The organism is Ruegeria sp. HKCCD7221, assembly GCF_013031225.1.
Taxonomy (GTDB): Bacteria; Pseudomonadota; Alphaproteobacteria; order Rhodobacterales; family Rhodobacteraceae; genus Ruegeria.
In genome coordinates this window covers 26,643-51,236 of sequence record NZ_WPZE01000004.1, presented here as the reverse complement: position 1 = coordinate 51,236, position 24,594 = coordinate 26,643, and the positions used below count along the sequence as shown (strand labels likewise).

At 58.0% G+C, this 24,594-nt stretch carries 22 protein-coding genes; 14 read left to right on the top strand and 8 right to left on the bottom strand.

Annotated elements, in window-relative coordinates:
- Positions 1 to 3: 3 nt before the first annotated feature.
- Together GOX73_RS11355 and GOX73_RS11350 are read left to right on the top strand one after the other, a co-directional pair.
- Positions 4 to 795, top strand: a complete 792-nt coding sequence (locus GOX73_RS11355) for an enoyl-ACP reductase (protein ID WP_171121766.1) — start codon at positions 4 to 6, stop codon at positions 793 to 795.
- 59 nt (positions 796 to 854) lie between these two features.
- On the top strand, positions 855 to 1,046 hold the full coding sequence (locus GOX73_RS11350) for a hypothetical protein (protein WP_171125817.1): 192 nt from the start codon (positions 855 to 857) through the stop codon (positions 1,044 to 1,046).
- Between the two features lie 23 nt (positions 1,047 to 1,069).
- Here GOX73_RS11350 and GOX73_RS11345 read toward each other — a convergent pair whose 3' ends face one another.
- A complete protein-coding gene (locus tag GOX73_RS11345) occupies positions 1,070 to 1,498 on the bottom strand; it encodes a peptidylprolyl isomerase (protein ID WP_171125818.1) in 429 nt (142 codons plus the stop codon).
- 110 nt (positions 1,499 to 1,608) lie between these two features.
- On the opposite strand from GOX73_RS11345, the gene GOX73_RS11340 reads away from it, so the two are divergent.
- The 9 genes from GOX73_RS11340 (at position 1,609) to GOX73_RS11300 (ending at position 9,793) form a co-directional block, all read left to right on the top strand.
- Complete coding sequence (locus GOX73_RS11340) at positions 1,609 to 2,298, top strand: haloacid dehalogenase type II (protein ID WP_171125821.1); 690 nt, start codon at positions 1,609 to 1,611, stop codon at positions 2,296 to 2,298.
- Positions 2,295 to 3,122: an alpha/beta fold hydrolase gene (locus GOX73_RS11335; protein ID WP_171134899.1), complete on the top strand. Its 828-nt coding sequence runs from the start codon at positions 2,295 to 2,297 to the stop codon at positions 3,120 to 3,122. The genes GOX73_RS11340 and GOX73_RS11335 overlap by 4 nt, the downstream gene beginning before the upstream one ends.
- Positions 3,119 to 4,093 (top strand): threonine/serine dehydratase, encoded by a 975-nt coding sequence (locus GOX73_RS11330; protein ID WP_171125824.1) that lies wholly within the window; start codon positions 3,119 to 3,121, stop codon positions 4,091 to 4,093. The genes GOX73_RS11335 and GOX73_RS11330 overlap by 4 nt, the downstream gene beginning before the upstream one ends.
- A 59-nt stretch (positions 4,094 to 4,152) precedes the next feature.
- The gene (gene pcaD, locus GOX73_RS11325; protein WP_171125826.1) at positions 4,153 to 4,941 is read left to right on the top strand and encodes a 3-oxoadipate enol-lactonase; all 789 of its coding nucleotides are present in this window, start codon (positions 4,153 to 4,155) and stop codon (positions 4,939 to 4,941) included.
- Positions 4,942 to 4,964: 23 nt separating this feature from the next.
- Positions 4,965 to 5,690 (top strand): alpha/beta fold hydrolase, encoded by a 726-nt coding sequence (locus tag GOX73_RS11320; RefSeq protein WP_171125827.1) that lies wholly within the window; start codon positions 4,965 to 4,967, stop codon positions 5,688 to 5,690.
- Positions 5,691 to 5,767: 77 nt separating this feature from the next.
- Complete coding sequence (locus GOX73_RS11315; protein WP_171125828.1) at positions 5,768 to 6,967, top strand: TCR/Tet family MFS transporter; 1,200 nt, start codon at positions 5,768 to 5,770, stop codon at positions 6,965 to 6,967.
- An 82-nt stretch (positions 6,968 to 7,049) separates the two neighbouring features.
- Entirely contained in the window at positions 7,050 to 8,144 is a 1,095-nt protein-coding gene (locus GOX73_RS11310) for a Zn-dependent alcohol dehydrogenase (protein ID WP_171125829.1), read from the top strand.
- A 21-nt stretch (positions 8,145 to 8,165) separates the two neighbouring features.
- Positions 8,166 to 9,398, top strand: a complete 1,233-nt coding sequence (locus GOX73_RS11305; RefSeq protein ID WP_171125830.1) for a mandelate racemase/muconate lactonizing enzyme family protein — start codon at positions 8,166 to 8,168, stop codon at positions 9,396 to 9,398.
- Positions 9,399 to 9,505: 107 nt separating this feature from the next.
- Positions 9,506 to 9,793: a helix-turn-helix transcriptional regulator gene (locus GOX73_RS11300; protein ID WP_171125925.1), complete on the top strand. Its 288-nt coding sequence runs from the start codon at positions 9,506 to 9,508 to the stop codon at positions 9,791 to 9,793.
- 5 nt (positions 9,794 to 9,798) lie between these two features.
- Here GOX73_RS11300 and GOX73_RS11295 read toward each other — a convergent pair whose 3' ends face one another.
- Positions 9,799 to 12,795: an ABC transporter transmembrane domain-containing protein gene (locus GOX73_RS11295; RefSeq protein ID WP_171134966.1), complete on the bottom strand. Its 2,997-nt coding sequence runs from the start codon at positions 12,793 to 12,795 to the stop codon at positions 9,799 to 9,801.
- Between the two features lie 244 nt (positions 12,796 to 13,039).
- Between GOX73_RS11295 and GOX73_RS11290 the strand changes: the two genes are divergently transcribed.
- Positions 13,040 to 13,399, top strand: coding sequence for a DUF3307 domain-containing protein (locus GOX73_RS11290; protein ID WP_171122314.1), 360 nt, complete (start codon positions 13,040 to 13,042; stop codon positions 13,397 to 13,399).
- Positions 13,400 to 13,484: 85 nt separating this feature from the next.
- Here the strand turns inward: GOX73_RS11290 and GOX73_RS11285 are convergent, their stop codons facing one another.
- The 6 genes from GOX73_RS11285 to GOX73_RS11260 form a co-directional block, all read right to left on the bottom strand.
- Positions 13,485 to 14,789 (bottom strand): FAD-binding oxidoreductase, encoded by a 1,305-nt coding sequence (locus GOX73_RS11285; RefSeq protein WP_171125831.1) that lies wholly within the window; start codon positions 14,787 to 14,789, stop codon positions 13,485 to 13,487.
- Complete coding sequence (locus GOX73_RS11280) at positions 14,786 to 15,460, bottom strand: TetR/AcrR family transcriptional regulator (protein ID WP_171121755.1); 675 nt, start codon at positions 15,458 to 15,460, stop codon at positions 14,786 to 14,788. The genes GOX73_RS11285 and GOX73_RS11280 overlap by 4 nt, the downstream gene beginning before the upstream one ends.
- The gene (locus GOX73_RS11275; protein ID WP_371808596.1) at positions 15,461 to 17,011 is read right to left on the bottom strand and encodes a trimethylamine methyltransferase family protein; all 1,551 of its coding nucleotides are present in this window, start codon (positions 17,009 to 17,011) and stop codon (positions 15,461 to 15,463) included.
- A 2-nt stretch (positions 17,012 to 17,013) separates the two neighbouring features.
- Positions 17,014 to 19,416: an FAD-dependent oxidoreductase gene (locus GOX73_RS11270; RefSeq protein ID WP_171125834.1), complete on the bottom strand. Its 2,403-nt coding sequence runs from the start codon at positions 19,414 to 19,416 to the stop codon at positions 17,014 to 17,016.
- A 111-nt stretch (positions 19,417 to 19,527) separates the two neighbouring features.
- The gene (locus tag GOX73_RS11265) at positions 19,528 to 20,157 is read right to left on the bottom strand and encodes a glutathione S-transferase family protein (protein WP_171125835.1); all 630 of its coding nucleotides are present in this window, start codon (positions 20,155 to 20,157) and stop codon (positions 19,528 to 19,530) included.
- Between the two features lie 22 nt (positions 20,158 to 20,179).
- Positions 20,180 to 20,677: a class I SAM-dependent methyltransferase gene (locus GOX73_RS11260; protein WP_371808592.1), complete on the bottom strand. Its 498-nt coding sequence runs from the start codon at positions 20,675 to 20,677 to the stop codon at positions 20,180 to 20,182.
- Positions 20,678 to 20,910: 233 nt separating this feature from the next.
- Between GOX73_RS11260 and GOX73_RS11255 the strand changes: the two genes are divergently transcribed.
- Both GOX73_RS11255 and GOX73_RS11250 read left to right on the top strand, forming a co-directional pair.
- Positions 20,911 to 22,683 (top strand): ABC transporter ATP-binding protein, encoded by a 1,773-nt coding sequence (locus GOX73_RS11255; protein ID WP_171125837.1) that lies wholly within the window; start codon positions 20,911 to 20,913, stop codon positions 22,681 to 22,683.
- Positions 22,676 to 24,586 carry an ABC transporter substrate-binding protein gene (locus tag GOX73_RS11250; RefSeq protein ID WP_171121749.1) on the top strand — a complete coding sequence of 637 codons (1,911 nt, stop codon included), beginning with the start codon at positions 22,676 to 22,678 and terminating at the stop codon, positions 24,584 to 24,586. Before GOX73_RS11255 ends, GOX73_RS11250 begins: the two co-directional genes overlap by 8 nt.
- The last annotated feature ends 8 nt before the right edge of the window (positions 24,587 to 24,594 follow it).

Here is a 24,594-nt window from a genome sequence, read left to right as displayed (position 1 = left end):
ATGATGTCGGATCTTCTTAAGGGCAAACGCGGCCTGATCATGGGCGTGGCGAATGACCGCTCGATCGCGTGGGGCATTGCCAAAGCCATGCACGAGGCTGGCGCGGAACTCGCATTCACCTATCAGGGCGAAGCATTCGGCAAGCGGCTGGAGCCATTGGCACAAAGCCTCGGCAGCGATTTCATGGTGGATGCGGACGTCACCGACGACGCCTCGCTGGACCGTGCATTTGGCGAATTGGGCGAACGCTGGCCGACGATTGATTTCGTGGTCCACGCCATTGCCTATTCGGACAAATCCGAATTGACGGGCCGGTTTCTGAACACAACACGGGCGAATTTCAAACACTCGATGGATGTGTCGGCCTATTCGTTCATCGAGGTCGCGCGCCGCGCCTATCCGCTGATGAAAGACAATGGCGGCACGTTGCTGACGCTGACCTATCAGGGCTCGAACCGCGTGGTTCCGAATTACAATGTCATGGGCGTGGCCAAGGCCGCGCTGGAATCGGCCACACGCTATCTGGCCAACGATCTTGGCCCTGAAGGTATCCGCGTGAACGCCATCTCCCCCGGTCCGATGAAGACACTGGCAGGGGCGGCCATTGGCGGCGCGCGCAAGACCTACAAGTTCTGCGACCAGAACGCGCCGATGCGCTCGAACGCGACGCTTGAAGCTGTGGGCGGCACTGCTGTCTACCTGGCATCAGATGCCGGCGCGTGTACTTCCGGCGAAATCATCCGCGTCGATGGCGGGTTCCATGTTCTGGGTATGCCGCAACCGGATCACATGTGACCCGATCTTTCCCTGTCGGTGCCAAGATTTGAACATCTTTCCCCGGCAGTGATGGCGGCATGAGCAAAGCCGAACATATTATCGCAAGTAGCCCCCGCGTTTCCCGCTCCCGCCGAAAGCAGGGTTTTTTAGGGGTTCGTGGTCGCGCAGCATTGCTGACGCTGACAATGCTGTTGATGCTGTTTGTATTCTTCACGCAACCGCATGTTCGCGCCACTTTTGAATCCTGGACCAGCCTGATTACAGGCTGATCCGATCCGGGCCTTGTGTGGGCTTAGTTTATCGAAACAACCTCAATATCGAAAATCAGGTCCTGCCCTGCCAGCGGATGGTTTGCGTCGAGCGTAACGGTCGCCTCGTCCGCCTCAACGACAGTCACTGGCATAACCTGTCCGTCGGGGGCCTGCATCTGCAATTGCGAACCGGGATCCAGCGGGATGTCATCAGGAATTCCTTCGCGCGGAATGCTCTGCCGCATTGCGGGATTGATCGGGCCATAAGCGTCCGCACAAGCGATCTCGACCCGCTTCTTTTCACCCACGGACAACCCGGGCATAGCGCTATCCAGACCGGGAATAATCTGACCGGAGCCGACAACGAATTCCAACGGATCACGCCCATCCGAGCTGTCAAAGACTTTGCCGTCCAACAGCGTCCCGGTGTAGTGAATGCGAACCGTGTCGCCTTGCTTGATTTCGGTCATATTGGCCTCCGGCCTGAAAAAGGATTGAGCGGCCAACCCTAGGGTGTGACACGGCATTGTAAACCCTTCGCTCTTTTGCCAACCTGCGCCCAAAAAATGGAGGGGATCAAATGCCAATCAAAACTTGCGTTTTCGACGCGTATGGAACGCTGTTCGACGTCGCGGCGGCCGCACGTCAGGCTGCTGCCGAACCCGGCTTTGAAGCATTGCAGCAGAAATGGCCGGAACTGGCGAATTACTGGCGCTTGAAACAGTTGCAATACACGTGGTTGCGCGCAGTTGCGGATGCTCATGCAGATTTCTGGGATGTCACGCAAGACGGGTTGGATTGGGCGCTTGAGGCAACCGACCTAGACGGAGACAGCACGTTGCGACAGCGGCTCTTGGACTTGTACTGGCAGTTGCAGGCATATCCCGAAGTCCCCGAGATGTTGCGCGCGCTGAAGGCCGGAGGGTTGCAAACCGCCATCCTGTCCAACGGTTCCCCCCCAATGCTTGACGGCGCCGTAAAATCCGCAGGCATCGGTGACGTTCTGGATGACGTACTGTCGGTCGAAAGCGTTGGAGTCTTTAAGCCCCACGCAAGCGTTTATGATCTTGTGCAGGGTAGGTTCGGCGGCGAACGCGACGAAGTTCTGTTCGTCAGCTCTAACGGCTGGGACGCAGCCGGTGCGTCCGGTTACGGCTTTACGACCGCATGGGTCAACAGGGCGGGTGAACCGATGGACCGTTTGCCATGGAAACCCGCACATGTTCTGACCGACCTGACGACGATACCGCAACTGGCTGGGCTTGAATGACTTTCTTCACCACGACAGACGGCAGGAACATTTATTTCAATGACACAGGCTCGGGCCAGCCGGTGTTATGCTTGGCGGGACTGACCCGCTGCAGTCGGGATTTTTCGTTTCTGGCACCGTACCTGACGGGTATGCGGATGATCACCATGGACTACCGCGGGCGCGGCAATTCGGACCGCGACCCGGACTATATGAACTACAATATCTTTCGCGAATCCCATGACGCGATCGAATTGCTGGATCACCTCGGTCTCGAAAAGGCGACGGTGATCGGAACATCCCGGGGCGGTCTGATCGCAATGGCGTTGGCCGCCAGCCACCCCGAGCGTCTGTCGGCTGTGGTTCTAAACGATGTCGGCCCGGTTCTGGAACTGTCGGGTATTGCTAAGATCATGGATTACGTTGGCAAACAGCCCGTGTCCAAAAACTATGATGAAGCCGCAAATGTCCTGCAACAGTTTATGGAGCCGACCTTCCCAGGCGTCCCATTGGAGCGTTGGCGGCAACAGGCTGAAATCCAGTATGAACAGACGGGTGACGGGCTTGCGATGCGTTATGACCCGGCGCTGCGAACCGCATTGCTTGAACAAGCCGCAACGGGGGCCGTTCCGGATATGTGGATGTTCTTCGAGGCGCTTCGTGACACGCCAACCGGCGTCATACGGGGCGAGAATTCTGATATACTCGGCAAAGAAACGCTGACGGAAATGCACAAGCGTCACCCCGGCCTTATCTCGGCAGAGATACCGGATCGGGGGCACGCCCCATTTCTGGACGAACCCCAATCGCTTGACCTCATTCACAAAATACTGGACGCTGCATGAGCTCGCTTGACCTGATTGAAGCCGCGGCAGCGCGGTTAAAAGGCCATGTTCGGGAAACCCCGATCCTGACCTCTCCGTTTCTGGATGAGATCGCGGGACGCCGTGTATTGGTAAAGCCGGAATGTCTGCAACATACTGGCAGCTTCAAATTTCGGGGGGCATGGTCGGCGATCTCGGCCCTCAGCGAAGCGGATCGCAAGCGCGGTGTAATTGCCTATTCCTCGGGGAACCACGCGCAGGGGGTTGCGCACGCCGCTTCTTTACATGGCACGTCGTCAGTCATTGTCATGCCATCGGATGCGCCGCAGTTGAAGATCAACAATACGCGCGAGTTGGGCGGTGAGGTGGTCCTTTATGATCGCGCAAATGAAAGCCGAGAGGATATCGGAGAAAGGCTTGCCTCGGAACGCGGCCTGACCCTGATCCGGCCCTATGATGAGCCGCAGGTAATCGCAGGGCAAGGCACAACCGGCCTTGAGATCGCCCGTCAAGCCGCGTCCTTGGGGGTTGAGACAGCCGACGTACTTGTGTGCTGTGGCGGTGGCGGGCTGACGTCAGGTATCGCGCTGGCGCTTGAAAGGCATGCCCCGGGTCTGCGCGCCCGACCTTGCGAGCCCGAGGGGTTCGACGATGTGAAACGCTCGTTGGCGACCGGGCACATACAGAACAACGCCGCGTCGTCGGGGAATATCTGCGATGCGATCCTGACACCGCAACCGGGCCAAATCACCTTTCCGATCTTGAAACGGCTTTGCGGTCCGGGGTTTTCCGTCACCGAAGAAGAAGCGCTGCGGGCTATGGCGCTTGCCTTTCTGCGCCTCAAGATTGTTCTGGAACCGGGCGGTGCTGTATCATTGGCCTCGGCTCTTTTCCGCAGCGATGAAATCAAGGGCGACGCGGTGATAGTTGTTGCATCGGGGGGCAATACGGACCCCGAAGTCTTTGGGAAAGCACTGGAATTCCTGACCTGACAGCGCACGCAGGATAAGTCAGGTTGTGAATTCCACGTGTGACGAATGGGGATTAAGTCATGCAGTTCGCCGAGATAGGAGATATTGGCATCCATTACCGGGTCGACGGCGACCCAAATGGCGCACCCGTGGTATTCGCCAATTCTCTGGGTACCGACCTACGCTTGTGGGACGCCATGCTGCCGCATTTGCCACCGGGCCTGCGGATCATCCGGTATGACGAGCGTGGGCACGGTCTGTCGTCCTGCCCTTCTGCGCCTTATTCGATGGGGTCACTGATCCGCGACGCCGAAGCTTTGTTGGACTTTCTTGAGATTCGGGATTGTGTCTTCGTCGGCCTGTCCATCGGCGGGTTGATCGCGCAGGGGCTTGCCGTGAAGCGCATGGATCAGGTTCGCGCCTTGGTCCTGTCGAACACGGCCGCGAAGATCGGAACCCCGTCAATCTGGCAGGACAGGATGAACGCGGTGCGTCAGGGCGGGATCGAAGCGCTGGCGGACGCCACGATGGAGCGGTGGTTCTCAAAGTCGTTTCGCGCGTCGCCGGACCACTTGCTGTGGCGAAACATGATGGTGCGCCAGCCGGTAGATGGATATCTGGGTTGCTGCGCCGCCATTTCAGGCACCGATTTTTACACGCCGACCAGCGGCCTGAGATTGCCAACGCTTGGAATTGCCGGCAGCGAAGACGGCTCGACCCCGCCCGATCTGGTGCGCGAAACCATCGACCTGATCCCCGGCTCACGGTTCGAGCTACTGCGGAGGGCGGGCCATCTTCCATGTGTTGAACAACCAGTTGAATACGCGGCCCTGCTTCAGCAGTTCATGGCCGACATAGGACATATTTAGACGTATTTTGAAGGAGCGGTATTTTGGCGGATTTCCTATTGGTCCATGGGTCGTGCCACGGGGCGTGGTGCTGGCGCGACGTAGTCCCAGCGCTAGAGCATCTGGGCCACTCGGCGCACGCGATCGACATGCCCAGCCACGGTTCAGACCCGACAACGATCGCAGATGTGACATTGCGCAGTTGCCGCGATACCGTTCTGTCCGCCAGTTCGCCCCAAACGATAATCGTCGGGCATTCCTGGGGCGGCTATCCGATCAGCGCAGCAGCCGAGGCGGACCCGAAAGGTATGAAAGCACTGGTATACCTGTGCGCGTATGTGCCCGAAGATGGCCAGTCAATGATCGAGATGCGCCGGAAGTCGCCAAGGCAGACAATCGGCGACGCTGTCGAGAAATCCGCGGATGGGTTGTCCTATTCCGTTAAACCGGATCGCGTTCAGGCGCTATTCTACCATGACTGTCCCCCTGCAACGGTGCCCTATGCCCTGGCGCGATTGTGTCCGCAGGCCATTGCGCCTCAGGATACGCCGCTGCCTCTTGGCGACCAATTTAAGCAAGTTCCAAAGGCATATATCCGCGCATCCGACGACCGGACAATACCAAACGAATATCAGGAACACATGAGCCAAGCCGCGCCCCAACACATGCGATATGTGATCGACAGCTCGCACTCTCCGTTCTTTTCTCATCCGGACCAGTTGGCTGAAATCCTTAACGAGATCGCCAATTCGTTGCCGCCCGACCCATAAGAATTTCCGAAACCGGTATTTTCCTTGTCAAACGACTGTGGTTAAGGTCCGGTCGACATGTCCTTCTCCCGGTTCCTATGCGCCTGCCTTTCTTTTTTGTCCTGCTGACAGTCATGATCGACGCCATGGGCATCGGGCTGGTGCTGCCAATCATGCCCGACCTGATCGTCGAGGTTCAGGGGGGAACGCTGGCAAGCGCAGCAATTTGGGGCGGTGTCCTCAGCACCTCATTCGCTGCGATGCAGTTTATTTTCGGCCCTATTCTGGGGAACCTGTCAGACGCCTATGGCAGACGCATTGTTTTGTTAGTCTCCCTTTTTGTCATGGCGCTGGACTATGTCGTTATGGCCATCGCCGGCAGCATCTGGCTGTTACTGGCCGGCCGGATTGTCGGGGGCATCACGGCTGCCACTCACTCAACCGCTGCGGCATTTATGGCCGACGTATCGAAGCCGCATGAAAAAGCCGCGAACTTTGGTCTGCTAGGGGCTGCTTTCGGCGTTGGCTTTGTCCTCGGTCCCGTGATTGGTGGATTGCTAAGTGAATACGGAACGCGCGCGCCCTTTTGGGCGGCAGCAATATTGTCTTCGCTATCGTTCATCATCGGAGTGTTTGTCATGCCGGAAACGGTCACTGACAAAACCCGCAGACCCTTCAGCTTGCGCCGCGCCAACCCTGTCAATTCGCTGCGCGCAATTGCTGAACTGCCGGGCATTCGACCGTTGCTGTGGGTGTATTTCCTTTATTCGGTTTCGATCTATGTCTATCCGGCGATCTGGGCCTATTTCACGACCGAGCGTTTCGGCTGGTCTGCGCAAATGATCGGCCTGTCGCTGGGTGTCTACGGAATTGGAATGGCCGCAGTACAAGGCGGGCTGATCCGCCCGGCGACCCGATATCTGGGTGAACGTGTCACCATTGTCTACGGTATGGCCTTCGAGATCGTCAGCTTTCTGTTGTTGAGTTTTCTCACAAACGGATTGATTGCGTTGCTCCTAATCCCCATTACGGCGCTTGGGGCGGTTGTTACGCCTGCCCTGCAGGCGCTGATGTCGCGCGCAACACCGGATTCTCAGCAGGGTGAACTTCAGGGCGTTCTTACATCGCTGCACGCCCTGTCCATGGTGATTTCCCCGTTGTTGATGACCAGTATTTTTGCGCAGTTCGTCAAACCCGGAACCGCGCTTTACCTGCCCGGGGCACCGTTCCTACTGGCTATGGTCTTGATGATCGCTGGATTTACCATGTTTTTGCGTTCACGCCCCAACAAGTCGTAACAACGACCCCCAAATGACGGTTTCCGTCTTGCAGAGCGTCCCTGACCGCGCCACCGTGATCCAAACGAAACGAGGGGAATCCATGCAGACGATCAAGGCCGCCGTATGCCACGCGTTCAACGAACCTTTGGTGATCGAAGATGTTCAGCTTGCGCCACCGGCTGCGGGCGAAGTTGAAGTGACCTTGGATGCGGTGGCGATCTGCCATTCCGACATCTCATACGCAAGTGGTGCGTGGGGTGGATTCCTGCCGGCCGTTTACGGGCATGAGGCCGCCGGAATCGTCACCGCAGTCGGCAGTTCCACCGATGGGTTCAAGGTAGGTGACGCTGTTGTCGTCACGCTGATCCGGGCCTGCGGATCGTGCCCGTCCTGCTCAGGAGGTCAGCCAACAATTTGCGAAACGCCATACGACACGGTCAAAGGGCCGCTGAAGACATCGAAGGGCGAGCCGCTGGAACAAGCAATGGCCTGTGGCGCGTTTGCGGAAAAGGTGGTGGTCAGTCACCGGCAGATTGTCAAAATCCCCGAAAATATGCCAAAGGACGTGGCCAGCCTGCTATCTTGCGGGGTGATCACTGGGGTCGGTGCCGCAGTGAATGCCGCCGGTCTGCGCGCCGGGCAAGATGTCGTGGTCATCGGTGCGGGCGGGGTCGGCCTGAACGCCATTCAGGGGGCCCGTATCGCCGGGGCCCGGCGCATCGTGGCCGTCGACATGACCGAAGAAAAACTTTCGATCGCGAAAGAGTTCGGCGCAACCCATGGCGTTTTGGCGACATCCAAGGCTCCGTGGAAGGACGCCTACAAAGCGTTGGGTGGGCGCGGTGCCGATGCCGTGCTGATTACGGTTGGCGCGATACCGGCATATGATCAGGCCGTCCGGTATCTGGGGCGCGGAGGCAAGGCCGTCATGATCGGAATGCCCCATTCCGGTGACACCGCCAGCTACGAACCCGTCATTCTGGCCGCTTTGGGACAAGGCTTGATAGGATCCAAGATGGGCGACGTGGTCATCCAGCGCGATATTCCTTGGATGATCGACCTGTATGAACAGGGCAGATTGAAACTGGACGAACTGATCTCGGGCCGCTGGTCTCTGGCGCAGATCAACGAAGCAATCGCAGACACCAAAACCGGATCGGCCAAACGCAATGTCATTGTGTTCGACAGGGCCTGACACAACGCGGGGAGAACCGGGATGAAACTGCAGGATCTCGATATCATCATCACCGCACCGCCTGCTCCGGGCTGGGGTGGGCGGTACTGGATCCTCGTTAAGCTCACGACCGACACCGGGATCACCGGTTGGGGGGAATGTTATGCCTCATCGGTTGGCCCCGAAGCGATGCGGCACGTCATCCGCGATGTGTTCGAACGGCACATGATGGGCGAAAACCCCGAGAATATCGAACTGATGTTCCGCCGCGCCTATTCCAGCGGATTTACCCAGCGCCCGGACCTGACCGTGATGGGCGCGTTTTCGGGTCTTGAGATCGCGTGCTGGGATATCCTTGGCAAGGACCGCGACCGCCCTGTCTATGCCTTACTGGGCGGGCTGATGAACCCGCGCATCCGGGCCTACACGTATCTTTACCCCCTGCCCCAACATAACCTCACCGATTTCTGGACTGCGCCAGAACAGGCCGCGGACTGCGCGGCCGAAATGGTCCGGCGTGGTTTCACGGCTGTAAAATTCGACCCCGCCGGCCCCTATACAATTCGCGGCGGACACATGCCTGCGATGACCGACATTTCAATGTCGGTTGCATTTTGCAAAGCGATCCGCGACGCCGTCGAAGACAAGGCAGACCTGCTATTTGGCACCCATGGCCAATTCAACACCGCAGGCGCGATCCGCTTGGGGCAGGCGTTGGAACCCTATTCCCTCCTTTGGTTCGAAGAACCCACCCCGCCCGACATGATCGATGATATGGCCCGCGTTGCCCGCAACGTCCGTATCCCAGTTGCGACTGGGGAACGCATGACAACCAAGGCCGAATTCGGCGCGGTTTTGCGGGCTGGTGCGGCTGAAATCTTGCAACCCGCGCTCGGGCGCGCAGGGGGTATTTGGGAGATGAAGAAAGTTGCGGCCATTGCCGAAGTGTTCAACGCGCAGATGGCCCCGCACCTTTATGCCGGTCCGATTGAATGGGCCGCCAACATCCAACTGGCAGCGTCTATCCCGAACCTGTTGCTATTGGAAACCATCGAATCGCCATTTCACGACAGTCTGATCAAGGGCTCGCTTCGCGTCGAAGACGGGTTTGTAACGGCCCCAACCGCACCCGGTCTGGGGATCGACGTGGACGAAGATCTGGCCCGCGCGCATCCGTTCACTGGCGACGGACTGCACCTGCAGATGCAGGAAGAACCCTGCGACTATGTCAACGGAAACGCCTTTCAGGGCGGGGCGCCAGCAACCGAGGGGTGACAAGCCCCCGCGATCTGAGGCATATTGGACCAGCCCCAGTTGCGAACAGGCTGCGCGTGACGCTCAAAGAAGACAACATTCAGAACACCGACGACGCCCTGTCGGACATGAAGGACAGCGCCGCAAACGCTGCGGCGTTCCTGAAGGCTTTGGCGCATGAGGGGCGCCTGATGATCCTATGTCATTTGGGCGAAGGCGAAAAATCTGTAAGTGAGCTTGAACGGTTGCTGGATACGCGGCAGGCGGCTGTCAGCCAGATGCTTGCGCGGTTGCGCGGCGAAGGTCTGGTTTCGACCCGTCGGGAAGGCAAAACGATTTACTACTCGCTTCATGATGGTAACACGACGCAAGTGATCGGCCTACTATACGATTTGTTCTGCAAACCCAAAAGCTGATCCACTTAGTTCGATACGTATCCCGCGATGACCTGCAACAGCTTGAATGCGGTCGCCGCGTCATTCTCGACAACAGCCAGAAATTCTTCTTCACCGATCCGCAGACAGGACAACTCTGTTTCGGCGATCATGCTTAGGGCGCGGGGTTCTTTTCGGATCAACCCCAGTTCACCGACCAACGCGCCCGCGCCGACCGTCGCGATAAGCTGATCCGGCCCGCCCGCCTGAGGCAGATACAGGCCCGCCTCGCCTTCCAGCACAACGTACGCGCCGTCTGTTGGTTGATCGTCCTTCAGGAATACAACTTCACCCGGCTTCGCATCAAACCAGCGCGCACCAAAGGCCAAAAGGCGTAACTGACGTCGATCCAGACCCGAGAACAACGGCGTCTGTTCCAGCGCCCGCAGTTTACGCGCAAGGTCTGCCGAGGCTGCACTGTCTTCCTCCACGTCCGCCGGTCCCTCATCCGAAACAACCCGACCTTGCCTGATTTCGACAAACATGTCGAATACGTCGGGACTGTCGAACTGATCATTCAGATAGATGACAGTTGTATCAGGCAGCAATGAACGCAGGTTTTTATAAACCGCGACCTGCGTTGCCATGTCATAGCTTGCCAACGCGTTTTCCAGAATAAGAATGTCCGGCTTCTTGATTGTCGCGCGCGTAAAGGCCAGCGGTTCGGCAAATACTGCGGGCAAGTTCTGGCCACCCAAAGCAACCGGGACGTCATAAATCAGCTCGACCACCAAGGGGCGCGCACCGTTTTGATCCAGCACATCGACGATCAATTTGCGCACTTCGTCCGATCTGGCCCCACCGATCTGGCTGACCTTGCCGAACAGCGCATTCTCCATCACCGTCAGACCCGGCGCAAACGCCTCGGCATCCAGAGGGGCAAATACGTCGTGCAGCGTTTCCAGCAACTTGTGTGAGTGGCTGTGCCGCAATTCGAGGATGCGGTTCTTAAGCTCATCCGTAAACGCAGGCCCGATCTGTTCGGCGGATATGACAACGGGAACAGCCAACAGATTGGCAAGCTGTTCGTCGTCCAGCCCGGACACACCTTCATCGCGGGTTCGCTCCAGCAACTCCACCGCGCTTTCGTAGGTCTGAACCTCAAGACCCAGCTTGCGGAACAAGGGGTGGTCGGTCCCGTCCAGACCAAAGATCTGGCGTAGCATATCGACCACGTCGCGCGTCAGGTTGACCAGCGTTTCATCCAGCCCCAATTCGCGCAGTTGCCCCAAAAAGACGGGCTGACGCGCCAAGAGGGCCTGCGTAACGGGCACACGAGGCGTAGCGAACAAAAGGTTCTCGGCAACTGGCAAAGCGGCATTATAGGCATCGCGGTCAAAAACCAGCGCCTGCTGTTCCAGCCCAGCATCGCGCACGGCTTGTTGGACGATCGGGCGCAGCTCGACTAGCTTTTGGGCCAGTTCGCGATGTTCATCAACGTCAAATGCCTGTTCTGATCCGCGTTGGAACAGGGCCGCGCCGGATCCCATCCCGTCAATCAGTTGCAGCCACCAGTCACGCAGCGCGTCCGCGGTCTCGACCCCGGCCAGCGACGGATCCAGCCATTCTGCCTTAAACGGGTCACGACTGTTGCCAGCCCTTTGCGTTTCGGCAAAACCGGGGTCATCCGTCGTGGCCGACAGCGGTTTGAACCGCATGGGCATCATGACATTGTCACCCAGAGTTCCCTGAAACATGACCGGCCGGGACGAGGCGTACCCGATCCGGGTTGCCACAACGCTCTGATGCAGGCCAGACAGGTTGTGACCCCCGATTTCGACGCGGCCCGCACTGGGAAGGATTTCACGCGTCAGCAACTCAGCAATCGCACGGCGATCTTCTTCACTCGGGGCGGCAATGCCGATGGTTTTACCCCCCGGGAATGTGAGGTTCAGATCATCCAGAACCTGATTTCCATCCATATCCCGCACCGAGACATGATCCAGAACAACATCCGCGTTCAAATGCGGGCGCTCTTTTGGGTCGTCCTCGAACAGCTTTTCGTCCAGCATGCCGGGCGGCGCAAAACGATCTATCACGACGTCCCAGCGCAGAGACATATCCTGCGTCTGGTTGTAATACGTCAGCAGCTCTTTCCAGGGTGAGCTGAGATCCTTGTACGCAGCAAGCGCCGCGACAAGGGCACCCAGTGAAACCGATCCTTGCAGCACCAGCAAGCCGCCGACCAGATAGAACATGAACGGCGTGAGCTGAGAGATGAAGTTGTTTATGAACTTCATAAAGAACTTCTTCTGGTAAATCTCGAACCGAATCCCGAACAGACGCCCCAGTTGATCCGAGATCATGGCGCGGCGATACCGCCAGCCGCCATTGGCCCGCAGCGTCGATGTCCCGGCCGCATTCTCGCCAATCTGGGCGGCAAGAACGCGCACTTCCTGAATACGGCGTTTGTTGAGCAGGTTAATCTGGCGCTGAAGTTTGGGGATCAGCCACGCCTGTACCGGGATCAGGGCAACAGCCGCCAACCCGAACCAGACGCTTTGCAGGAACAAGAAGGACAAGATTGTTATCATCTGCCCGGCCTGCAATACCGGCTGACTGATCGCATCGCCCATCAAGCCGCCCATCGGCTCGCTTTCGGCGGTGACCATCGACACCATCTCGCCTTGACTGACCCGCTCGAAATATGGCTGGGGAAAGCGCAGGGCGCGGCTGATCAACTGATACCGGAACCGCCGCAACATGCGTTCGCTAAGCACGCCCTTCATCGTGTTTATGCGCATCTTCATCAAGCCATGCGCAAGCACGGCAGCCAGAAAGGCGAAACACAAGATGATCAGAAAGGTCGTCTGCGGCAGGCTGTAGCCAAGGACGTCAACAACAGGACTTGCCGCACCGATAGCGTCGTTGATGATCCGCTTCGGCAATTCCAACGTCAGGTAAAGCAGTGGAAACAGCGTCGAGGTGACGGCCAGAAGGATAAGCTGGTCGCGTTTCGAATACTTCCAAATAAACCGGAAAATAGTACGTTCTATGGAACCTGCCCCTGTTGCGGATCACTGATCCGATCCTGACATATGCGTCGCAAATCCAACTTGGTGATTTTACCGCAATCACATCAGAATACGCAAATAGTTTCCAATTTGATCAGATAATTGCCGACTGTGAACAAGTTCATTTGCGCAACAACAATTAAGCACATACTGTTGTCCGCAGGACGATATCGGGAGGTCTAATTTGCCTGCCAACTTAGGCGCTGTGTTTTTGATGCTCTGCTTGTTGCAGATCAAACACATGTTTGCGGACTATTATCTCCAAACGCCCAAGATGCTGGCGGGGCGTGGCGAGTATTTTCATCTGGGACGCGCTCAGCATGCCGCGGTGCATGTTGTGGGCTCTGTCTTGGTGTTCTTGATCTTCGGTGCGCCGTGGTCCTTCATCCTGATTATCGCCGCCTTGGAATGGATCGTCCATTTCAACATCGACTTTGCGAAAGCAAGCTACTCTGACAAAAAACAACTGATGCCGACACAGGCCGCGTTCTGGCGCGCCGCCGGGTTGGATCAGTGTCTGCACAACCTGACCTATGTGGCTATGGTTTGGGCCTGGGTAAAATTCGCGGCTTAGAAGACGCATTCAGCCACATGAATGGCCGCCAACTTTGCACAAGTTGACGACCTTGTATTCTGAGCACAATCTTGACTTGACCGGGCTAGCCCAGAACCGAAAAACTGCTTTCTTCGTTTATGGGTCGCTTGCGCGAGTAAAACCCCACATCAATCGAGCGTTTGATATACGGCAGTTCAAACTGTAACGGCTGGGCATCGTGATCCGCGCCACCCTCGCAATAGCCGATCAGGGCCGCCATCATCTTACCTGCAATCGGCGCGTTCTTGTATTGGTTCCCGCTGGTGCCGCAGGCCATGTAGAACCCCGGCAGGCTGGACTTGTCGTAAATCGGAATCCAGTCGGTAGACGCGTCATACAGGTCCACAACACCACGTGTCTTCGAAGGTATCCCAAGGCTGGGCACCCGCTGCGCGTAACGCATGGCCTGCGTCGTCCATTGATCCGTAAAGTCGTGGTTATAGTGAACGTCGTCCTCGCACCATTGATGCGGATCGCATTCGGGATCTTCCGAGCCGATCAGGATATGGTTGCCATGCTCGGGCCGGCAATACAGGGCAATGTCACTGTCGGACACGATTGTACCGTCATGTTCAAAATCGAAACCCTCGGGGGACGGGACGTGTACTACCTCCTGCCGTAAGGGGCGGGTTTCAATCGTCATGTCGTCCAGAACCCCGGCCATCTTGTTAACGATCGCGGAGCCCGGCCCTGCGACATTCACGACGACCTTGGCGCGGATCTCTTCGCCCGAGGCCAGTTTGACGCCCGCAACACGTCCGCCGTCTTTTAGTATCTCGACAACCTCGGCCCCGGTGCGCAGCTCGGCCCCGTGTTGCTTTGCCGCGTCCATCAGATTCTGGGCCGACAGCGCCGGGTCGGTAACATAGCCAGCCTGAGGCCAGAAAACCCCGCCCTGCATCTTGCGCCCGTTAGGCTGCCCGAACTCAGGATCGTCTTTTCGACGGGCCGGTGCGTAGCTTTCCAGCGAATACACAGGCAGGCGTTCCGTGATTTTTTCAGGCGACCATTCCTCGAACGGGCAATCCAGATCGGCGCTGTTCGCCATTTGCTTTTCCAACATCCCGTTGGCATCGGTTTTCATCACAAGACACCCGGTCTCGCGAAACTGCGCAAGGTTTGCATCCTTGGGCAAGCCCAGATACGCGGCCCAATCCCGCCAATAGTGATACCCTTCCCACGCAAAGGCCGTGCCGTCGAAAGTTGAATAGTGCATCCGAATGATCGCACAGGACCCCGCGGTCGAGCCGTGGCCAACCTGACTGTTTCGATCCAGGGACAGGGTTTTCCAGCCCGCTTTTGCCATCTCGAACGCGATGGCGGAACCGATCACTCCTGTTCCGATTATGATTGCGTCTGGTTGGCTCATGCTGGGTCTCCTTTCCAGTAGCGCATGGAATAGGCGCTGAATTCTTCGATTTCTTCGGGTCGTGGTTCGACCCCTGTAAAGACGTACAGATAATGCGGAACCATCGAGATCCGCACAGACATGGGTTCGTTCAGTTGCGCCAGATCGTAGCCGATCTGCATGTAATACAGCACGCGGGCGCGGGTTTCGGCCTCGACCTCGGAATAGCCATAGCGGGCGAACATGGCGTGCAACGCCTTCAGCCGCCGCGCGTCAGACTGATCCAGCGCACGCCGTACCTTGCCCGACTTGCGTGCCCAATCGCGTACTGCGAAATCCAGCGCAGTATCGAACAAGTCGGTGTTCACCACACAGCGATGCACGTTGCACACCGCAGCCGTAACAGTTGCTGCCGAGGCTTCGGCCTGCGCGATCAGGGCTGCCGTGTTTGTGGCTTGCCATCGTTCGAGCAATGCATCCATCAACTCCTGACGCGACTTGAAATACCAGTAGAAGGACGAGCGGGACACAGCCATCCGTTCGGCCAGATTCAGTACTTTTATCTGATCCACACCATCGGAAATCAGAACGTCCATCGCCACGTTCAGCCAGTCGTCGCGCGTAACCTTGATATTGCCGACCAGAGGTTCGGCTTTAGGGTCATCTCGGTGGAGGATCGGTTTATTGCTCATTCAACTCTCCGGCGGTGCGCCGCCCTCTTCCGTGCGACGTGCAACGAAATTCCTCACAGCCTCAATCCGGTCACCGTCCTGTTTGGGTGGCTGGAAATTGGCTAGGATGTCCTTCCACACACCCGTAGCCCGGTGATTGGCGTCGACTGACCCGCGCTCAGTCCAGGTGCCAAAATTGGCATAGTCGTGAACGTGCGGCTCATAAAACGCGGTGTTGTAACGCTCCATCGTCTGACTGGTCGCAAAGAAGTGGCCGCTGGGTTCAACTTCGCGCAGTGCGGTGTCGAAACCGATCTCAGCCAGACCCGCCTGCGCCCCTGCGCAAAGTTCGGCCACCATGTTCAACACTTCGGCATCACAGACCAGCTTTTCGAAGGAAACGGTCAACCCGCCTTCCAGCCACCCGGCCGAATGAATGATCACCGTTGCCCCGGCCATCAAACACCCCCACAAACCGAACTGGTTTTCGTTCGCTGCCTGAACGTCATTGCTGTTGGAGGCCGACCCCGCAGCAGACCGCCACGGCAGGCCCAGATGCCGCGCCAACTGCCCCGCCGCCAGCGACGCCTGAAAATGCGAGGGCGTCCCGAACGCAGGCGCGCCGGATTTCATATCAACATTGCTTGTGAATGTCCCATAGCAGACTGGCGCACCGGGATTTACCAATTGGGTCAGCGCAATGGCGGACAGGGCTTCGGCATGGGACAATGTAATTGCCCCTGCCACAGTAATAGGTGCCATTGCCCCCATCAGCGTAAAGGGCGTGACAATCGACATCTGTCCGTGGCGGGCAAAATCTATCAGCCCCTGCGCCATTGGAACATCCAACGTCCGGGGGCTGTTGGTGTTGATGATCGTATAGCAGTGCGGGTTTGCGCGGAATGCGTCATCCGACAACCCGCGAGCGGTCGAGAGCATTTCAAAGCAATCCATCACCTGCGGTGTCCCGCGCGAGAAAAAGAACGGAAACTTGTCCGTCAACTCCATCTGCGCCTGCGTGGTGAAATAGTGCCGCAAGTGGGTTGGCACGTCCTGCGGTTCAACCTGGGGCGAGATCATCTGGAACACATCAAAATGATGGGTAAGCTTCAGGAACTCCAGATAGTCCTGCCCTGTTGCCGGACGGCGCCCCCGTTCAAGATCGGTCGCATTGGGGGCACCTGCCCCGGGTTGAAAGACCAGACTGCCCAGTTCCAGCGTAAAATCCCGGCGGCGAGCCCCTGCGCGACAGGCAATGGATTTTGGGGCCGAGGCTACAGCGGCCTCGACTATGTCGCGCCCGATAAAGACCATCTCGGTTTGCTCATCAACCTTGGCACCGGCTGCGGCGAAAATCCTTCTTGCCTCGGGCAGCAGGACCTTGATGCCCAACTCCTGCAACAAGCGCAGGGCGGTTTCATGCATGTCGGCGATCTGCTCTGCCGGGAAAACCTCCATCTGCGGGAACGGGTTCCTGAGTTGGCGGTAGTTCACATCACGCATTGCGGCAGATGGGGCTTCTGCGCCACGCCCACGCCGTCGCCTTCCGCGTTCCGAGGTTTGTGAGATCATCATCAGCCCCGCATCGCCTGGCCTTGCGGATCATAAGGCGACGGTGCGATCACCCTTGCCGGGCGCTCAACACCGACCACATGAACCGACAGATCAGTCCCCGGAGTTGCTTTGTCGCGGTTGACCAGTGCCATCGCCAGCGACTTGCCGGTGTAATGGCCATATCCGCCCGAGGTCACGAACCCGACCCGCTCACCATTGGCCCAGACGGGTTCATACCCGCTTGCGTCCGCATCCAGCGCATCAACCTCCAACGTGACCTGCATCTGCGCGGGGCCGTTGCCGTCGCGTTCGGCCAGTGCCGCAAGTTTGCCGACAAATTCCTTGTTCCAGTCGATCCAGCGATCCATCCCCGTCATTCCAGGCGTGTAAAGCTGCGTGAACTCTGCCGACCAGATGCCAAAGCTCTTTTCAAGGCGGGTCGACAGCATGGCGTTAAAGCCGCATTCGCGAATGCCTTCGTCTGCCCCGGCTTCAAGCAGCATCCGGCGCAGCTTGATGTGATCACCATAACGGCAGTTGATCTCATACCCTTTTTCACCGGTGACCGACATGCGCGCAACACGGGCGCGGACGAGGCCGATATCGAAACCCCCGCAGCCCATGAATTTTAGGCCCGAGATATCCTGCTCAGCCAATTTCTCGACCACGGCCTGCGATTTTGGGCCGACTACGGCAAACCCACAATATTCCTCACCCAGATCGCGAACGGCCACACCGTCGATCATGTGGTCATCGAACCACCGCATATGCCAGGCGCGCAAGTAATAGCTGCCCATGATCCACCATGTCCCATCGCCCCAGTTCAGCACGGTCAGATCGCCCTTGAGCCGCCCGTTCTCGCCCAGCATCGGGGCCAGCTTTGCCCGTCCGGGCGCTGGCAGTTTCGAGGCCATCACTTTATCCAACCAGACCTGCGCGTTGGGGCCGCTGACCTCGAACCGCGAGAAACCACTGATATCCATCAGGCCCACGCCCTCGCGGATCACCTTGCATTCCTCGGCTACGATGTCATGCGCGTTCGATCGCTTCAGGGTTGGTGTTTCCTCGAACCCTTTGGGCGCGAAATAAAGCGGCACTTCAAGATCCCAACTGACGCCCCACTTGCAACCCGCCTCGGTCATCGCGTCATGCGCCGGAGCCATCTTCAACGGACGCCCCGCAGGCAGTTGTTCGTTCGGATAGGTCATCACGAACCGGCGGGAATAGAACTGTCCGGTCGTTTCGCGGATATACCGCTTGTTCTGCGCGAAATCGCCAAAGCGGGCCACATCCATAGGCCACGCATCAGCCTCGGGCTCACCATGGATCATCCACTCAGCCAGCGTCTTACCGACGCCACCGCCTTGCAAGAAGCCTGCCATCACCGCGCAGGCTGACCAATAGCCACGCTTGCCCGGCACCGGCCCGACCAGAGGGTTCCCGTCGGGCGCAAAGGTAAACGCACCGTTGACCCACGTCTTGATGCCCACATTCTGGATCGACGGATAGCGTTCAAAGCCCAGTGTCAGCTCATTCTCGATCCGGTCAAGCTGCTCCTGAAACAGTTCTTCACCGTAATTCCACGGCGCGCCGTCCATGGCCCAGTGTTCGTGTTCCACCTCATAAATACCAACCAGAACGCCCTTCTGATCCTGCCGCATATAGGTGAAGCCTTCCAGATCCACGGTCATCGGCATCTCGAAATCCGCCTGGGCAACCTCGGGGACCGTGTCGGTGATCAGATAATGGTGCTTGAGTGGTGAGACAGGCAGTTCGACCCCTGCCATGCGGCCCACCTGCTTGGCCCAGAGGCCGGCTGCGTTGACCACGTGCTCACAGGTGATTGTGCCCTTATCGGTCACGATTTCCCAACCGTCGGCGGTCTGCGTCAGGCTTTCAACCTTGGTCTCTTCGTAATACTCGGCACCGCGTCTCTTGGCTGCGGTCGCATAAGCCTGCACGGTGCCGGTCGTGTCGATATTCCCTTCGCGATCCGCCCACATCGCGCCCAGCACACCATCAGTGGACATGATCGGGCAACGTCGCTGCGCCTCTTCCGGGGACAGCAACTCGCAATCGTCGATCCCAATGGATTGGAAGATGCGATAGTTCGCTTGCAGCCATTCCCACCGTTCCGGGGTGCCCGCCAAGGTCAGACCACCTGTCATGTGCAGGCCGATATTCTGGCCGGATTCTTTTTCGATCTCACTCAGCAGGTCAATAGTATAAGCCTGCAATGCTGCCATGTTCGGATCTGCGTTCAAGGCGTGAATACCGCCCGCCGCATGCCACGAGGACCCCGACGCAAGACGCCGCCGTTCCAGCATCACCACATCCGACCAGCCAAACTTGGCCAGATGATACAGAACCGAGGCACCCACGACGCCGCCCCCGATGACCACAACACGATACTGAGATTTCATCCTGCACTCCCCCGCATGACTCGCAGGGGACGCTAGACGCACTGTTCACCTCTGTCTAGACATTTCTGTACAGTTCTGATGGTTGAAATCTTGCAGGACCTGATCGGGTCTTTAAAGCTGGGCGCTGGGTCGCGACGCTATCTTGTCAAACCAGGCCAGAGTTGCCGCGTTTTCCTGAGGAATCTTCATTTTGATCACGCGTGCGAAATCAACGAATACGAATGTCGAAATATCCGCCAACGTAAACACTTCGCCCGCGACAAAATCACTTTCGGCAAGCCTGGCTTCCAGAACATCGAAAAACCGCGCGACCCGCACTGTCGCGCGCTGCGCCAACTCGGGGATCTGGGCGTGGTTCACGGGTCCGGGTATCGCCCTATCTTCAAACACCGGATGGGTATTGCGCAACGCCTCGGCAATCGGCGCGCCGCCTTGTTGCTCGACTATACTGTTCCACATCAGAACCGCACCCTTTTCGTCCGGTGTCCGCCCCATCAAGGGCGGCTCGGGAAAGCGTGCTTCCAGATAAGCCGCGATTCCCAGATTCTCGGCCAACGTAGTCCCTTCGTCGGTTACAAGAACCGGAATGGTCGCGTTCGGATTGACGGCCCGAAATTCCTCGCTGAGTTGCTCGCCCCTGGCAATGGAGATGTCGCGGGTCTCAATCTCAAGCCCTTTTTCAGCGATGAACATCCGTGCACGGCGGGGGTTCGGAGCAGTAGAGCAATCATAAAACAGCATCAGAAAAATCCTTATAAGCCAGTTAGCGGCGATAAACGAAGCAGCGGCCTTCGACGGCCCCCGTCGGCAATGGCAATTCTGTCAGGGTTTCGAAATACATCCGGTCGCTCGATACCATCAGCCCCCCTTCCGCCAAAAGCGGCTCGATCAAAGGTGACACAAGACGCGCAAACGCATCGTTCTTTTCCCGGTTGTGACCGCCAAGATCAGCATGGATCACGCTGGCCGTTGCGCCAAAGCGATCCAGTGCCGCAGGAAGCGTTTCCCGCACATCCCCCAAAATCACCATGTCCTCTGGCGGGGTTGAATCAGGATGCGAGGCAACAGCACGCTCAAAAACATAGACGGGCCGATCTTTGATATACTGGGCCATATGGTGATAGGTGCGACCATTGCCCAACCCCAGTTCGAACACAGGCCCCGCCATGCCTTTTGTCTGTGCAATGGCGTGGTCCAGACAGGCTCGCTGCGAAACCATACGGTCGATGAACAAATCGAGGCGGCTTTGGTCGTCAGGCACTGGGAAATCTCTCCTTGATATCTGTCGGTATGAAAGGTAGGGCCGACATCGCATTTGATGGCAAATCCTCAAGGCTTTGTGTAGGCAAATAGGCCTCGGATTCAAATTTTCGCGACATTTCAGCACAAGAACGGGTTTGACTAGTTGGGTCCAACCGCGCGAAACTGCTTCAAAAAACACGGGGAGTTGAACAAACCGATGAAAACCCACGGCCAGACGGGTGGAAAACCCGCATGACTGCGTTGTTGTCTGTCCGAGACCTCAGCATCGGTTTCGGTGCGGGCGATTCTGTTGTCAAAGACGTCAACTTCGACGTCGAAGCCGGGCAGACACTTGCGCTGGTTGGGGAGTCGGGCTCGGGGAAAACGATCTCGTGCAGGGCGACGCTACGCATCCTGCCGCGCACTGCACAAATTCGCAGCGGCACCATTACTCTGAATGATTCCAAGGGAATGGAAGACCTGACCCGGATCAGCGAGCGCCAGATGAGGGATATCCGAGGCAACCGTGTTTCGATGATCTTTCAGGAGCCGATGCGATCCCTGTCGCCTCTGCACAAGATCGGAAATCAGGTAAGCGAAGTCCTCTGGCTGCATCGCGGCGCGTCCGAAGCCCAGGCGCGCAAAGAAGTTCTGACACAGTTTGAACGAGTCGGGTTTCCCGATCCTCAGCGTGCGTATGATTCTTATCCGTTCGAACTGTCGGGCGGTATGCGGCAGCGCGCGATGATCGCGATGGCCATGGTTTCCAAGCCAGAGCTGCTGATTGCCGACGAACCCACGACCGCGTTAGACGTGACAACTCAGGCGCAGGTGCTGGGGCTGATCAAAGAGCTTCAGCGTGAAACCGGAATGGCGCTGATCCTCGTAACACACGATCTGGGCGTGGTTGCGAATATGGCAGAGCAGGTCGTTGTCATGCACAAGGGCCGCGTCATGGAATCCGGTGCGGCCGCACCTATCCTGACCGACCCGGCGCATCCATACACACAGCAGTTATTCAACGCGGCCCCGGAAATTCCCGACGAAGATTCGGTAGGCATCCCGATGCCTGACGAGGACCTGATCCTGCAACTGAAGGGCGTATCCAAGACATATACAATGCGTTCAAGCAAAGGGTGGCAAGGGGAACGGCTGATACATGCCTGCCGTGGTGTTGACCTGAATCTTGCACGCGGCAAGACGTTGGCCATCGTGGGCGAAAGCGGCTCTGGCAAAACCACCGCCGCCCGCATAGCCTTAGGCGCGGAGCCACCCGATCCGGGTGGAGAGGTTCTTTTCCGCACGTCCCCGAACGAGGACCCGATAACCGTTCACCGGATGTCTCGCGCGCAACGCACCGCCTTTCAGCGCAAGGCGCAGATGGTGTTTCAGGACCCATACAGCTCGCTCAGTCCGCGTATGCGCATTCAGGACGCCATGACCGAACCGCTGGAAATACACAACATCGGCTCGGCTGCGGAACAAAGGGACAAGGCCGCCGAAATGCTGCAACGGGTCGGCTTGAACGACGATATGCTGAAACGCTATCCGCACGCGTTTTCGGGTGGCCAGCGTCAGCGCCTGTCTATCGCACGCGCCATGATGCTGGACCCTCAACTCATCGTCTGCGACGAGCCGACTTCGGCGCTGGACGTGTCGGTTCAGGAACAAATCCTGACACTGTTGGAAAACCTGCAGGAAAGTCTGAACCTGTCGTATTTCTTCATCTCCCACGACCTGGCGGTCGTGGCGCGGATTGCCGACGAAGTCGCGGTGATGCGCCGGGGTCTGGTGGTGGAACAAGCCCCGCCCGAGACCCTGTTCTACAACCCCCGCCACCCCTACACCAAGGCGCTGATTGCCGCTCAGCCGGAACCCGACATCAACCGGCCCATTGACCTGAATTTGGTTGCTTTGGGCGCTGGTTCACCAGACAGTTGGGATGACGCCTTCCGATTTACCGACTCCGTGATACCTTCGCTGGTAGAGATGGAGCCCGGCCATAAGGTACGATGCCATGTTTAAGACCACTCGCCCCCTGTTACTGGCAGCCGCTTTTTCGGCCCTGTGTTCCCTGCCGACACTGGCCGCGACACCCACCCCAGTCGAAGGCCCCTTCTGGCAGTCTGAGGTCAGCGCGGGCAACCTACCCCCAATCGAGGAGCGGCTTCCGGCTGACCCCTTGGTCGTGGACCTTGCCGCGAAGGGGCGCGAATTTGGCACCCCGGGCGGCACCCTGCGCACGATGGTGACGCGTTCCAAGGACATTCGCCAGATGGTCGTTTACGGCTATGCCCGTTTGGTTGGATTTGACCAAAACTACGAGATTGTCCCGGACCTGCTCGCGTCATTTGAAAACGAAGGGAACCGCAAGTTCACGCTGCGCCTGCGAGAAGGTCATAAATGGTCGGACGGCTCGCCTTTCACGTCCGAGGACTTTCGGTACTGGTGGGAGGACGTTGCGAACAACGAACTACTCAGCCCGTCCGGGCCGCCCGACTTCCTGATTGTCGAGGGCAAGCCACCAACCGTCAGCTTCCCGGACGAAACCACAGTCGTGTATGAATGGGACGATCCGAACCCCGACTTTCTGCAATCTCTGGCGCAGGCCCGCCCGCCCTTCATTTACCGGCCTTCAGAATTCCTCAAGCAATATCACGAGAAATTCGCTGATGCCGATGAGCTGGCCTTTCAGGTCGAGGATGCCCGCGTCAAAAGCTGGGCCGCGCTGCACAACAAGTTGGATAACCTGTATAAGTTCGACAATCACCAACTGCCCACTTTGCAGCCGTGGCTGAACGCAAGTTCCGGCAAGAAGATCCGGCACAATTTTGTCCGCAACCCTTATTATCACCGCATCGACAGCAAAGGCATGCAATTGCCCTATATCGACGTCGTCGAGATGGAAATCGTCGCCCCCGGACTGGTGGCCGCGAAAACAAACGCTGGCGAAACCGATCTGCAAGGGCGTGGGCTGGCGTTCCGCGACGCCTCGATCCTGAAAAAAGGTGAAACGGGCGGCGACTACAAAACCTTGCTATGGAAAACCGGAGTCGCGTCGCAGATTGCGATTTATCCCAACCTGAATTTTGCCGATGATGCGTGGCGCGAGGTTCTGCGCGACGTGCGCGTGCGCCGTGCCCTGTCGTTGGCCATCGACCGAAAGACGATCAATCAGGCGCTCTATTTCAAGCTGGCGCAGCCAGGGGCCATGTCTGTTCTGCCAGCCTCGCCGTTTTATGACGAAGAAAACGCAAAGGCTTGGGCCCAGTACGATATTGAACAAGCCAACGCCCTGCTGGATGAGGCTGGCCTGACCGAGCGTGACAAGAACGGTATCCGACTGTTGCCCGATGGACGCCCGATGGAGCTGATCATTGAAACGGCAGGCGAACGGCAAGAAGTTGAGAACGCGCTGCAGATCGTTACCGACACGTGGCGTGAGATTGGCGTCGACCTTGTGATGCGCCCATTGGACAGGGATATCCTTCGCAACCGGGTATTTGCGGGGAACACGATGGCCTCGGTCTGGTTTGGTTGGGATGATGGAATTCCGCAGCTCCATACCTCACCGGCGTATCTGGCGCCGACCGATCAGGTGTTTCTGGCCTGGCCCAAATGGGGGCAGTACTATCAGACCGGAGGCGAAGCTGGTGAGCCGCCCGACATGCCCGAAGCACAGCGCCTGATGGAGCTGGCCCATGATTGGCAGATCGCCAAGACGGACGATGAGCGGCAGACCGCGTGGAACGAAATGCTGAAGATACACGCGGACCAGTTGTACGCGATCGGTATCCTGAACGGTGCGCCTCAGCCCATCGTTGTCTCGAACCGGCTGCGCAATGTGCCCGAGCAGGCAATGTGGGCATGGGAACCGGGTGCTCATTTTGGTATTCATCGTCCCGACGAGTTTTTCTTCGCCGACTGACAGGAGCA

Bases quoted from the DNA above. Each gene is read 5' to 3' on its own strand.
- GOX73_RS11255 (WP_171125837.1), top strand. From the start codon at position 20,911: ATGACTGCGTTGTTGTCTGTCCGAGACCTCAGCATCGGTTTCGGTGCG.
- GOX73_RS11335 (WP_171134899.1), top strand. From the start codon at position 2,295: ATGACTTTCTTCACCACGACAGACGGCAGGAACATTTATTTCAATGAC.
- GOX73_RS11290 (WP_171122314.1), top strand. From the start codon at position 13,040: ATGCTCTGCTTGTTGCAGATCAAACACATGTTTGCGGACTATTATCTC.
- GOX73_RS11285 (WP_171125831.1), bottom strand. From the start codon at position 14,789: ATGAGCCAACCAGACGCAATCATAATCGGAACAGGAGTGATCGGTTCC.
- GOX73_RS11310 (WP_171125829.1), top strand. From the start codon at position 7,050: ATGCAGACGATCAAGGCCGCCGTATGCCACGCGTTCAACGAACCTTTG.
- GOX73_RS11250 (WP_171121749.1), top strand. From the start codon at position 22,676: ATGTTTAAGACCACTCGCCCCCTGTTACTGGCAGCCGCTTTTTCGGCC.
- GOX73_RS11275 (WP_371808596.1), bottom strand. From the start codon at position 17,011: ATGATCTCACAAACCTCGGAACGCGGAAGGCGACGGCGTGGGCGTGGC.
- GOX73_RS11270 (WP_171125834.1), bottom strand. From the start codon at position 19,416: ATGAAATCTCAGTATCGTGTTGTGGTCATCGGGGGCGGCGTCGTGGGT.
- GOX73_RS11265 (WP_171125835.1), bottom strand. From the start codon at position 20,157: ATGCTGTTTTATGATTGCTCTACTGCTCCGAACCCCCGCCGTGCACGG.
- GOX73_RS11340 (WP_171125821.1), top strand. From the start codon at position 1,609: ATGCCAATCAAAACTTGCGTTTTCGACGCGTATGGAACGCTGTTCGAC.
- GOX73_RS11355 (WP_171121766.1), top strand. From the start codon at position 4: ATGTCGGATCTTCTTAAGGGCAAACGCGGCCTGATCATGGGCGTGGCG.
- GOX73_RS11350 (WP_171125817.1), top strand. From the start codon at position 855: ATGAGCAAAGCCGAACATATTATCGCAAGTAGCCCCCGCGTTTCCCGC.
- pcaD (WP_171125826.1), top strand. From the start codon at position 4,153: ATGCAGTTCGCCGAGATAGGAGATATTGGCATCCATTACCGGGTCGAC.
- GOX73_RS11345 (WP_171125818.1), bottom strand. From the start codon at position 1,498: ATGACCGAAATCAAGCAAGGCGACACGGTTCGCATTCACTACACCGGG.
- GOX73_RS11330 (WP_171125824.1), top strand. From the start codon at position 3,119: ATGAGCTCGCTTGACCTGATTGAAGCCGCGGCAGCGCGGTTAAAAGGC.
- GOX73_RS11305 (WP_171125830.1), top strand. From the start codon at position 8,166: ATGAAACTGCAGGATCTCGATATCATCATCACCGCACCGCCTGCTCCG.
- GOX73_RS11280 (WP_171121755.1), bottom strand. From the start codon at position 15,460: ATGAGCAATAAACCGATCCTCCACCGAGATGACCCTAAAGCCGAACCT.
- GOX73_RS11315 (WP_171125828.1), top strand. From the start codon at position 5,768: ATGCGCCTGCCTTTCTTTTTTGTCCTGCTGACAGTCATGATCGACGCC.
- GOX73_RS11300 (WP_171125925.1), top strand. From the start codon at position 9,506: ATGAAGGACAGCGCCGCAAACGCTGCGGCGTTCCTGAAGGCTTTGGCG.